This window comes from Chloroflexota bacterium (assembly GCA_018648225.1).
GTDB lineage: Bacteria > Chloroflexota > Anaerolineae > Anaerolineales > UBA11858 > NIOZ-UU35.
In genome coordinates, this window is the sequence record JABGRQ010000165.1 from 1 (window position 1) to 12,105 (window position 12,105).

Genomic DNA, 12,105 nt, shown 5'->3' on the forward strand with positions numbered 1-12,105 from the left:
GCTCTATTGATACAATTCTCGAAATCGGACTATTTTTATCGGTATTTTAAGGAGTTTGCACATGTTCCCCAGTTTCTTACTGGCGTTGAGAGAAGGCCTCGAAGCCGCCCTGATTATTGGGATTGTCTTTGGCGCTTTGCGCAAGCTGCAGCGCACCGAATTGGCTCCGGCGGTGTGGCTGGGCGTTGTGAGCGCGGCGGCGGTTAGCATCATAGGCGCGTGGCTGCTGAATCTGCTTGGGGCCTCCTTTGAGGGCGCTACCGAAGAAATTTTTGAAGGCCTTACCATGTTTGCCGCGGCCACAGTCCTCACCTGGATGATTTTCTGGATGCAGCGTCAGGCGCGCACCTTGCAAAGTGAACTTGAGAGCGATGTCCGCCGGGCGGCGCAGAGTAGCCGCGCGCAGGCATTATTTGCGCTCTCATTTTTTGCGGTTGTTCGTGAGGGGATTGAATTGGCGCTTTTCCTGACCGCGGCTGCGATCACCTCCACCGCGGCGCAAACCCTGCTTGGCGCGGCCCTCGGGTTGGCGGCATCCGCCGTGCTGGGCTGGTCGCTGTTTGCCAGCACTGCACGCCTGAATTTGCGGCGTTTCTTCCAGGTGACGAGTTTTTTGCTGATTATATTCGCCGCCGGGCTGGTGGCGCACGGCATCCACGAATTTAACGAGGTTGGCTGGATTCCGGCGCTGGTGGAGCATCTATGGGATGTAAATCACATTGTGGACGAGAACGGCCCCCTGGGCGTGGTGCTGAAATCGCTGTTTGGCTATAACGGCAACCCTTCGCTCAGCGAAGTGACGGGCTATCTGCTCTATTTTGTGGCTATCTTTTTCGGGTTGCGGCGCAGGCAGGTGCTGTCTTCCTAAGTGGATAGGTGACAGGCACTTTTGAAGTGCCTGTCACCTCGCTAGAACAGTTTCACCGCTATTAATTATCTGGTCAGTTCAGCGTTCAACGCATCTAGTTTTACGCGCAGCACGGCCAGCATTTCGTCGGCGCGGGTTTTTTCCCGGGGGTAGAGATTGTTCATTTCTTCAGGATCAGCCGCCAGGTCGTAAAGCTCAATATATTCGCCGGTTGCATCCAGGGCTTCGTATCCCAGATACCACATGATTTTAAAATCCCCTTGTTGAAGCACAGTCGTGGCTTTGTGGATGCTGCCATCCGGATGGTAACCCTCCACCTGGAGCATGGGAATTTCGCGCGCCGCCCGCGGGGTGGCAGCCGCAAAGGGGGGCAGTACCAGCCCCTCGGCCCAGCCCGGAATATCCTGCCCGGTAAGTTGCAGCAGCGTAGGCAGTAAATCAATCGCCGATGTGCGCTCGTATACATCCACGCGCTCGCTTTGTCCCGGCGGGAAGATCATCAACGGAATGTGCATAATCGGTTCGTGGAAAACCGGTGGCACGTGCCCGAGAATACCGCGCTCAAACATCTCGCCATGATCGGCAGTCAGCACCAGCCAGGTATTTTCGAGCAGGCCGCTTTGTTCCAGCATGGTGTGCAGACGGGCGAATTCGGCATCTACATAGAGAATAAACTCATCATACCAGCGGTGGCGCTCGATCATGCGGCTTTTGGCAATCCCCTGGTCGAGGGGGTGCAATGGTTTTTCGCGCGGGCCAAGACCGTCGTTTACGAAAGCATCCACAAAATCGTGGCGTGTATGATAGGGGTCGTGCGGCGGCAAAAAGTGGAAATAGCCCAAAAAAGGCTGCGGCAACTCGCCGAGCAGATTGTGCGTCCAGTCAATGCCTTGCTCCAGGGTAAAGAAGTTTAGCCCCAGATCATTATAGATGGGAATGCCGCGGGGAAATTGCTCGTTGAGTTGGGCGACTTTTTTTAAGGCAAAGTGCTGGTAAATTTGCGAGAGATAGAGCGTATACGAATGGCCTTCTTCTTCCAGGCGCTTCATCGCCCGTCGCCAGCCAATCAGGGCGACATCCTGATCGTTGGCGAAAATATTACTTACCAGCGGGTCGCTCTCCAGATATAAATCTTGCCAGGGGGTGTGCTCGTCAATATCCGTCAGAAATTGCTTCAGGATTGTGTCGGCGAGGGGGTTGTGCGTATAGGATACACGATGATACGACGGGAAGGTGTTGAATAAATTATGCTGCACGCGGCCGGGGTCTACGATGTCGTTATGTTTGAAAGCGCGGTGCGTCCACGGGGTGGTGCCGGTCAGCAAGGATGCTGTGCCCGGCGTGGTGAAATGCCCTCCGGCGCTGTGTTTGTGATACACAATTGCCTTTTCAGCTAGTCGCGCCAAATTGGGTGTGGTGTGGCGATCATAGCCGTAGAGCGAGATATTTTTTGCCGACCAGGCATCGAAGACAATGATGAGCACGTTTTGCCCGTTGGCGTTAGCGTTCAACAGGTTGGGGCGCAAATAGCCCGGCAGGGCAGCCCCGGCTGAGAAAAGCCCGGCCAGTTTGAGAAAATCACGGCGAGAGAGAGAAGTTATCATAAGGATATTTTTTTACCACATGCACGCAAATCTTTACCGCAGAGTGCGCTGAGAGCGCAGAGAATTTCTTTCATTTTTCTCCGCGAACTCGGCGTTCTCTGCGGTGAGCTTTTTACTGAGGTTGGAAATCGCACTATGATAGATTGCGCACGACCACAATCACCAGCCCGACGAAGTCGAGCAGCAAATAAAGCATGGTCAGCAGAGAGAGACGTTCAATGATGTTTTGTGCCGCGTCGACAAATTTCTTGGATGTAGCGGTGAAGTAAAGCGACAATGCTAATGCGGCGATGCTCACGACCAGTGTTGTGCCGTAGAGATAGCGCAGCGGATGTCCGCTGTGAAGGAGAAAGGCGAAAATGCTCGGGGGCAATCCGTTCAGGAAGTAGAGTTGATTGAGAATTTCGGCGATTGCCACAATAAATATCAGGCCGGTGAGCGCGGCGAGACGTTTTTTCTCATCCCATGATCGCGGCAGCAACAAACTGAGCAGCAAGGCAACAACAAAGACAAAAATACTCTCCACGAAGGCAGCCAGCAGACCATAGGCTCCAACGCCGACGGCATCCCAACTGTTGTTACGCGCGGTCATCCAGGAGAAATCCTGAAAAGCCAACAGAATCGTCCACACATGCGTGGGGAAGGCGGTCATCAGGAAAAGCGTCCACAAGTTGGGTTTGGAGAGTTTGAAAATTTTCATTGCAAGTGTATAACGCAAAGGCGCAGGGACGCAAGGCTGCAAAGGGAAACAAAAAAGATACTTGGCGTCTTTGCCACTTTGCGCCCTTGCGTTAAAAATTATAAATAGCCTAACCCCTTGAGGCGTTCTTCGAGGTCGGATTGCTCCTCGGTGTTGAGATCGCTGCGCGGCGGGGTGGCATTGGCTTTGGGCGTCATGCCGATAGCAATCTGTGGGAAATCTCGGTAGGATGGCTGTGAGACGCCCTTGAAGCCTTGATTGGAGAAGAGTACGCCGGGGACGAGATCGGAATCAATGCAGTGATCGGCGCGCCAGTGGTCGCGATTTTCTTCGAGACTGGTAGATTTCCACTTGCCTAGGCCGGTTTCAGCGGAGGCACGGAAGCCGCGTTTGAAGCCCAAAATTAAGTCGGGGGCCAGTTCGGCGTAGGGGCCAGTGTGCAGTTCGCTACTGCGCCGCACGCTGTTGAAGACGGCGCGCCCGTCGGGGGTATGCCAGGCCAGTAAATCACGTTGCAGGTTTTCGAGCGTATCGCCAATCTGATCAGAAGGCACGCGGCCCTGGCCTTCGCGGCCTTTCAGGTTGAGATACAGGCTGTTCAGCCCGAGGGCGTAGGCTTGTGTTTTGCCCCAGTCTGCGTTTTCGAGCGAGCTTTCTGTTTCGGGCTTGGTCGCCAGATAGCCTTTTTCTTCGAGCCAGCGATTGACGTGAACTTTGGTATCGAATTCGGCGAAACCGTGATCGGAGACGACCAGCAATTGCGCTTTGGAGGGCATCTGCTCGACGCGGGCGATAACTTCCCCGGCGACGCGGTCAAATTTTGTATACCATTTTTCGATGATGTCGGGGCGCTGGTGTTGGAGCATGTGCTGCACGCGGTCGAGAGTGTCGAATACCACAGCCAGTACGCCTTCGCGGTAGTTTTCCAGATTGTGCATAAAAACGCGGCGGCGTGTTTCGAAGATTTCTTCGCAAAGCGCCAGGAATTGCGCGTCGCTGAGCCAACCTTCTTCGAGGGCGGTGGTGTCTTGCGGCCAGCCCAGCGAGAGATAACCGCCAGATGCGCTCCAGGCATCTTTGACCAGGCCGCGCGGCGTGGCGTAGCGCCACATAGGGTGCAACGGGTGAATTTGTAACGGCAAAAAGTAGAGCCGCGGTTCGGGGAGTCCCCGGGTGAGGATGGCGCGCGTGACGGCATGAACCGAGACCATGAAGCCCATTTTGAATTTGACTTCTAAAATCGGACTCCATTGGCCGAGGGTCAGGTCAATGGTCTGTTTGCCGAGAGTCAATCGGGCGCGGCCTGCGTCCTGGAAGCTGAGTTCAAATGCGCTGCTGGCGCTTGGGGCGGAATCGGATTTTTTTTGCGCTGGCCCAGCCAGATTTCCAGAAAATGAGTCCCCCGCTTTTTTTTCGAGATTCTCCACGGGGATTTTGGCATCGGCCTGTTGGGGCGTTTCTCCGTAATAATAGCCCACGCCAACCCCCAGGCGACCGTGAATATCGGGGGTGCCCAGGCCGGAGATTTGCCTGACGGGGGAATCGAGGCGCGCCGGGAAAGTAGCCGGCCACCACAACGAAGTGGCCGGATAGCCCTGCTGGATGGCTTCGTCGAAGAGGGTGTGGCTTTCGTGAGGGCGGGCGAATTCGGTGCCCAGGCGCGTTTGGCGGGTGGGCAGCAGCGAGACGAACAGGCTGTAGTTGGCCGGGTTTCTGTGGACGAAATCGAACATGCCATGACCGGCAGGGTCCAGCCCGGTGGCGATGCTCGTCCAGGAGACTTCGCTTTGCGGCGGGGCAGAGACGGCGAAGCGCGAGTAATGCTGCTGTTCAGCGAATTTCGTCAGGGCGGGGAGCACCCCCTGCGCGCTTAAATTTTCGAAAATTTGGGGGTCAAAGGCGTCCAGGCCGAGGAGGATAGTGTTCATAGGGTTTTAACGCAAGGGCGCAAAGGCGCCGAGAAGAATATTAAAAATCTTTGTGACTCTGCATCCTTACGGCTTTGCGTTTCAGTTTTCTTCGTTGGTTTCGGGGGCTTCTTCGCCGCGCTCGCGAATGTTGCGCGCAATGCGGTTGAAGAACATTTTGATCCGGCCAGAGAAGAACAAAATCACGCCGGAAAGTGCGGCAAAAATAACGGCGAGAACCTGAAAGAGCATCCCGCCAGTGCTGGGATCAATATAAAGGGGGTTGGACATGGTTTTATACTCCTTAGCGTGCGAATGGCTTTTATTTTACCGTTAAAAGACCTTTCAGGTTTCAAAAACCTGAAAGGTCTTTTGGAAATATGTTTTTGATGAATGGTCGGTTTTGGTTGCCTACGGCGACACAGTACTGCTATGCGTATTATTCGTTTCGTTGCTTTCGTCAACTTTATTGCCAACTGAATCGAGTTTGATTATTGTCGTGTAGGGGCCGCTACTGTCATAGCCGTGAGAGAATTTCCACTCCTTTGTGCCGTTGGCCGGGATAGAAATTGTCTCCGATTCTGCTGGCGTATTTCCGATTTCGTCGCCTGCCCACCATTCAACAACGAAATTTTCGGCGGCAGTGCCACCGTTATTCGCGATCACTATGACAAAATCGATTTCTCTATTTCCTGAACCCGATACGGATGTATAGGATGAAATTGCTAAATCCGGCTTGTTGGCCGCATTCGGATCGGTTGTGGGTGTTGGGCCGGTAGGGGTGAGCGTCGGCGTGGGGGTGGGGCCAGTGGCGGTCGCCGTGGGGGTAGCTCCGCTGCCAACCTGAATTTGCACGTAAAACGATTGCGCAAAGGTAACCCCGGCGGCGTTCTTGAGCTGCCAGTAGCCGGTGTAGCTACCCGCGGTGGCGGGAGCGGTCATGGCGACAGAAATATCTACCGACGAGCCGGGGGCGACGTCAGCGGTCAATAGCTGTGGGCTGGCCCCGCCCATTTGGGTGCCGCTCACGAAAACGACCGCGTAGCTGGTGTTCCAGGTGCAGGTTCCGGCGTTTTGAATGCGCCAGGTTTTTGTGAAGGCTGCGCCGGGGGCAAGCACCGTGCCATCGGGGATGGTGACATCGCTGACAAAGGCGGCGCTGTCGCAGCCGCCTTGCGTGCCTGGGTTCACCGCTGGCGCGGTTGTCGGGCTGCTGGTGAAAGTGGGAGAAGCCGTGGGGGTCACGGTTTCAGTGGCGGTTGCTGTCGGGGTGCTGGTTTCGGTGGCGGGCGGTGTGAGCGAGAGACTGGCAGAAACTGTTTCGGCGACCGCGGTGAGAATTTTCTCCGCAGAGAGGGTTTCTTCCCCTTCGCTGTTGGGAAAATCGCAGCCGCTGAATAGCAGCAATAGGATGCTGACGCTCAGCAGAATGATGATTTTTTTTGTGTTCATATGCGTAACCTCATCTTACATGGTTGAATTGCGGTGACTACGAAACCCGGGAGACAGAGTGTATTTCGAATTTCTGATTTTCCGAATCGCCAAGTTCACTGCAATTGTACCCGAAATATCTATTATTGCGGCGGAGCCCCGAAGGTTCTGGAAAGCCGCCCCGACAAGCCATGAGCGCGCAACGGTTGTTGATATAATCTTTAACCTATCGTGGAGAGTTTCTCAAATGCAAAGAAATCGGATTGCTTTTCTTTTCGTCACTATATTCACGCTGGGGCTTGCCTGTAATCTGCCGTTATCTATAGCGCCAACGCCTGCTGAGCGCGCTTTGGGCCAACCGACGCAAACTGAAGTGCGAACTATAGCAGTTGCCACACAAGCGCCAATTGCAAATTCTTCATTGCCAGAACCAACCGGCCCGCTGACTACAGTCACAGCGTGCAGTCATTCGGGAAAGAGTGTTGTGATAATTGTCGAGCCGTTGCTCGCAGCCAATATTCGCTCTGGTTTGGATCAGTTTGAAGCTGATTTATGTGCGGATGGATATACAATCATCGAGCGTATTTCAGATTTTCAGAATCCGCCAGCAATACGCGCGTATCTGGCTAATCTCTATCTGGAGAATCAGGAACACTTGAGCGGGGCGATATTGATGGGTGATTTGCCCTATGCGCATCAGACGTTCATGACCTCATCGGGGCCAAATGCACCCCTGGAGCCGGAAGAAGTCATCAGTTTCCAATACTATAGCGACCTGGATGGTATTTTCGATATAACGGACGATTATAGTTCTCTCGGTGGATTTGAGTACTCGTACAATATCCATGAAGGTGAAGTCGATTGGGAAATTTGGGTGGGGGTGATGCCAGTTTATAAAGACGAGTTCAACGCCACAGTTCAAGCCGTTGAACGCTATTTCATCAAAAATCACGCCTACCGAATGGGCGAATATACAATGCCGCGCGCTTTTATCGAAATAAATGAGCATCATACAGCTACGACAATGGCTGAACATGATCAAGTTGTTGGATGGCTGACCGACGGGGACTACTCTTGGACCCCGTTTAGTAACGCGCCGAATGTGCATTTCTATTTTGATAGCGCTGTGACTGGATTGACCGCGGCTCAGGGTTATCGTGATATGTCGGCGGGTGTAGCCGACTTTGCTGTACTCAGTGCGCATGGTTGGTGGGGCGCACATGGGCAAATCGACATCCTCTGGGTAGAAAACAACCCTGTCAGTACGGCATTCTTCTGGAGCGATGGCTGTGCGGTTGGAAATCTGGATTACGCCGATAACTTCCTCACAGCAGCGCTTTACAGCCCCAATAGTTTGGCGCTGGTTGCCAGAGGCACCACCAACAATTCAGGCGGCATGGGCACCAACCAAAACGGTTTTTTTGGGCATAATATCGCTACTGCCATGTCTCAAGGGCAGAGTTTTGGCGATGCGATTCTCGATCATGTTAATGTGCCATTGGCCTGGCCCTGGTCTGAGGAGCGCGAGTTGCACTTTGCCACCTCGGTCATATTGGGGGATCCCACGCTGAAATTGCGTATTGAAGCCCCATTAGCTCAAACCCCATCTCAGCCTATATCTGTACCAACGCCAACAAATTCTGTGCCTGCCCCACCCTCCGATTATGTAGAGCAACCCCCGTATTCCGGCGATTGCGCTCAAAGACCAGAAAATAGCATCTGCCTGATGTTTCAGGATAACTACATCTGGCTGGTTTACGATAGCATTATTGGGCGCAGGGATGGCGGCGTTTGGGAAGGTAATTCAGTTGAGATTATCGAAGGCGCTCAAGCCGATTATTATCATGTACTATGGACTTTGTTCGTAAAAGAAGTCAGCAAGTAATTTTGGGGGCTTTATCTTTGGTCTACCAGAACCGTTTCAACCACAACGCGCTGTCTGAAAATGCCGCTGGTTTCATCGAATTCGGCACAGGTGATTAATGTCAGCCAGTCGTAGCCATCATTTTTTTCAAGGATGTCTAAATTATGGGGGTCGGTCGTGTAGATCGAGCGGATCTCGTAAATATAGTTGACCCCATCGAGGCGCAGGATGATCTCATCTCCCCATTGGAGTTGGTCGACGGCAGCGAAGGGGCCGTTACTACCATCGGGGAGGTTGACATGCCCGGCGAGCACCGTATTGCCCACATGCGTAGGATACGCGGTTCCGTCCAGATGCCCCACCGAGGTCGTCAGCCAGTCCACGCCCCAGGTGTTGGCCCGCCGTTGGATAGAGACAATCTCAGTTTGCAGACTAATCTCAGGGATGCTGATCTGCAAATCCCCCAGGCTGGTGTCAACGCTCGCGGGGGGTTGTGATAATTCCGTCATTGAATTGGGGGCAAAGCCGGTCTCTGGCAATACGCCCTCGCGCAGCGCATAAATATGCACGCGGCCTGCACGATTGACAGTATCGCTGCCCGGCTCGCCGATGAAAATAATCTCGTCATCAAAAGTGATACTGGCCCCAAAACCGGCGTCAATATATGGGTCGGCCGAGAAGATTTGAGTTTGCAGCGGCCATTCGCCGCCATTACGATCATAAACATAGGCCGAACCGGCGCGCAGAATATTGCCGATGCTGTAGCCCGTGGCCCCAACGACGACGCGGTTATTGTTGGTACTTACAAATCTCCCAAAATGGCTGAAAGTGGCCGCGTTTTCGGCAACGAGTTTGGTTTCCTGTCGCCAGCCTCCGGCAGCTTTGCGGTAGATATAGGCGGCCCCGGCGTTGGTGATGTCGCCGAAGCCCAGATTGGGGTCCGCGAAGGGCGCGCCAACAACAATCGTTTCGCCATCAATGGCAACCGATGCGCCGAAATTATCCCCTTGCTGATCGTCGTCAGCATCCAGCGTGGATTCCAGCGTCCACTTGCTGCCTGTGCGATAGAAAACATACGCCGCGCCGACATCTTTTTCGGCCTGTGCGCCAACGACAACACGCGCGCCGTCATAATCTATTGAAGAGCCGAAAGTGGCGTTTTTTTCGATTTTCGGGGCGGTAATGCTCTGAGCGGCATACCATTTGCTGCCGTTGCGATAATACGAATATACTTTGCCCGCGTTTGACGTTGTGCCAATATCTTTGCTGCTGGCCCCCACAACAACACGCTCACCGATCAGCGAAACCGCATTACCAAAATTATCGTCCTCGAGACCATCCAGCGGTTCGATTTTGGCCTGTTGAGTCCAGGTTTCTCCGCTGCGTGTGAACACGTAAACCGCCCCCATTTCCGGGGCATATTCACCGGTATCATCCGTGCCATCGCTGCCCACCGCGCCGACAACCAGCGTATCGCCGGAGATGTCTACTGAACTGCCGAACAGATCGCCACTTTCAGGATCGTTGGGCGAGAGCCGCGCTTGCAAAACCCAGGTATTCTCTTCGAGCACATAGACGTAAACTGCCCCCACGTAGTAGATGGTATCTATGCCGATGGTGGCATTGTCGTGCTGCGCCCCTACCACCAGAGTATCGCCGTGCATGGCGATAGCATTGCCGTATTCGATGCCGGGGTTGCTGGGCGATGGATCAATCCAGGCCTGGTGTACCGCGCCATAGGGCTGCACGCCGCTTTCCGCCAGAGCGGTGAGGGGCAGCGCGAGGGTCAAAGTCAATAGAAACAGGCAAACCCGAATGAGGGAGGTGGCTCGAAGGTATTTTCGCATCACAGTTTGATGGGTAATCATAAGGTGACAGTCATTTTTCATGCAAAGAGATTATCACCTTATTATACGTTGCTATTGGGTTTTTGATTCCAGAAATTCGATGATCGCATCGAGCAGGGCGGTGTTGACGCCTACGCCTGCCCCGCGCGTGCCGCCGCGCTCGGCAATCGCGGTTTCGCGTGCTGCGGGATCCAGCGCGGTTTCGCCGCCACCGCCGCCGGAACCGCCGCCCATGCCTTGCCCGCCACCAAAACCTTCGGGCGGACCTTCGCCGCTCTCGCGGGCTGCTTGCATGGTGGCTTGCATTTCGGGGGTGATGTCATCGCCACCAAACGCAATTTCGATGCCCAACGCTTCGTATACGCTGGCGAAATCTTCGCGCGAGAGCTGCATGGCTGCAATCGCTTTGATTTGGGCGTTGGTCATGGTCGTTTCAATCTGCGAGACGACCGCATCTACTTCTTCGGGGGCGGTAATTTCACTCCCGCTGAAACTGCGCAGCGCTTTCCACAACGGGAGCAACTCCGCGGCTTGCGCCGCGTCGATGGCGTTTTCGCCTTCGTCGAGTTTCACCGTTCCTAGGGCAAGCTGCACTTCCACCGAGAGATCATCTTCTCCGGTGCTGGTGAGTTGGGTAGCGGCGCTTTCTGCCTCGGAAGCGGAACCACCGCAGGCGGACAGGATCAGCATAGTGGTTAATAAGGTGAGGATCAGGATCGATTTTTTCATTTTGTATTCCTTTTTTTATTCGTGTCGTAACGCTTCAATCGGGTCAAGCTGGGCGGCATTATTGGCCGGATAGTAGCCAAAGAAAATACCGACCGCAGCAGACGAACCGAAAGCTAACAGGATCGAACTGGGGACGATGACGGTGCGCATCCCGCCGGTGAAATTGAAGAGCCAGGAACCGCCCACGCCGACGAAGACGCCGATCAGGCCGCCGACCAGGGAGAGCAGCAGCGCCTCGGTGAGGAACTGCATGCGGATGTCGTTGGGGCTGGCTCCGATGGATTGGCGGATACCAATCTCGCGGGTGCGCTCGGTGACGCTGACCATCATAATATTCATGATGCCAATACCACCCACGATCAGCGAGACAGCAGCCACCCAGGCCAGTAGATTGCGGAAGGCTTCGGTGGTGGCTTCCTGGGTAGTGATAATATCTTGCTGGGTGGTGATGCTGAAATCGGGTTCATCCAGGCTGACATCGTGTCGTTTGGCAAGCAAGAGCTCAATTTGTAAAATCACATCATTCTGGTCGGCATCTTCGGCGACTTCAACGTAGATCAGGCGCACGCTGTCGCCCCTCATGGCAGCGAACTGCGAGGGAGTGAATTTCTGAAAGACGACCGTGATGGGCATGTAGATACGCGAGTCGTAATCGACATCACCGACGAGCCCTTTTTCGGCGAAAACGCCGATAACGGTGAATTTTGTAGTGCCTACGGTGACGGTTTGCCCTACAGGGGGGGTGTCGCCGAAGAGTTCTTCAGCCAGGCTGGCGCCCAAAACAACTACTTTTTGCGTGCGGTCAATTTCCTGTTGTGTGAAATAGCGCCCCTGGGCAATATTAATATCGCGCACGGAGGGCAGGTCTTCGGTGGAGCCGAGCACCGAGACGCCATCGATGCTGTTGTTACTGGCTTTGACGGTTTCGCTGCTGGACTGTTCGACGACCACGCCCGCCACGCCGTTGACTTCGTCGGCGATAGCAAAGGCATCGTCGTAGACCAACCCCCCGCTATTTCCGCTGCCGGATCCGGGACCTCCCCGGCTGAAACTGCCTTGCACGAAGATCAAGTTGGAACCTAAACTGATGATCTCTTCCTCAATGGTAGCCTCGGCGCCGGCGCTGATGGCGATCATGATGATCACCGCGGCCAC

The 12,105-nt window shown here is 54.4% G+C and carries 10 protein-coding genes; 2 read left to right on the plus strand and 8 right to left on the minus strand.

Features of this window, described 5'->3' with window-relative positions; translation table 11 throughout:
- The first annotated feature begins 61 nt into the window (after positions 1 to 61).
- Entirely contained in the window at positions 62 to 868 is an 807-nt protein-coding gene (locus tag HN413_15400; GenBank protein MBT3391783.1) for a high-affinity iron transporter, read from the plus strand.
- A gap of 65 nt (positions 869 to 933) precedes the next feature.
- On the opposite strand, the gene HN413_15405 is transcribed toward HN413_15400, so the two are convergent.
- The 5 genes from HN413_15405 to HN413_15425 form a co-directional block, all read right to left on the minus strand.
- Complete coding sequence (locus HN413_15405; protein MBT3391784.1) at positions 934 to 2,472, minus strand: sulfatase-like hydrolase/transferase; 1,539 nt, start codon at positions 2,470 to 2,472, stop codon at positions 934 to 936.
- 133 nt (positions 2,473 to 2,605) lie between these two features.
- Positions 2,606 to 3,172, minus strand: coding sequence for a hypothetical protein (locus HN413_15410; protein MBT3391785.1), 567 nt, complete (start codon positions 3,170 to 3,172; stop codon positions 2,606 to 2,608).
- A gap of 98 nt (positions 3,173 to 3,270) precedes the next feature.
- Entirely contained in the window at positions 3,271 to 5,100 is a 1,830-nt protein-coding gene (locus tag HN413_15415) for a hypothetical protein (protein ID MBT3391786.1), read from the minus strand.
- Positions 5,101 to 5,181: 81 nt separating this feature from the next.
- The gene (locus HN413_15420) at positions 5,182 to 5,370 is read right to left on the minus strand and encodes a hypothetical protein (GenBank protein ID MBT3391787.1); all 189 of its coding nucleotides are present in this window, start codon (positions 5,368 to 5,370) and stop codon (positions 5,182 to 5,184) included.
- A 120-nt stretch (positions 5,371 to 5,490) separates the two neighbouring features.
- Positions 5,491 to 6,531, minus strand: a complete 1,041-nt coding sequence (locus HN413_15425; GenBank protein MBT3391788.1) for a hypothetical protein — start codon at positions 6,529 to 6,531, stop codon at positions 5,491 to 5,493.
- A gap of 226 nt (positions 6,532 to 6,757) precedes the next feature.
- On the opposite strand from HN413_15425, the gene HN413_15430 reads away from it, so the two are divergent.
- Positions 6,758 to 8,395: a hypothetical protein gene (locus tag HN413_15430; GenBank protein ID MBT3391789.1), complete on the plus strand. Its 1,638-nt coding sequence runs from the start codon at positions 6,758 to 6,760 to the stop codon at positions 8,393 to 8,395.
- 11 nt (positions 8,396 to 8,406) lie between these two features.
- On the opposite strand, the gene HN413_15435 is transcribed toward HN413_15430, so the two are convergent.
- The 3 genes from HN413_15435 to HN413_15445 form a co-directional block, all read right to left on the minus strand.
- Positions 8,407 to 10,263, minus strand: a complete 1,857-nt coding sequence (locus tag HN413_15435; GenBank protein ID MBT3391790.1) for a sortase — start codon at positions 10,261 to 10,263, stop codon at positions 8,407 to 8,409.
- Positions 10,264 to 10,293: 30 nt separating this feature from the next.
- On the minus strand, positions 10,294 to 10,950 hold the full coding sequence (locus HN413_15440) for a hypothetical protein (GenBank protein MBT3391791.1): 657 nt from the start codon (positions 10,948 to 10,950) through the stop codon (positions 10,294 to 10,296).
- Between the two features lie 15 nt (positions 10,951 to 10,965).
- The coding region (locus HN413_15445) for an FtsX-like permease family protein (protein MBT3391792.1) at positions 10,966 to 12,105 on the minus strand (1,140 nt) is incomplete at its 5' end.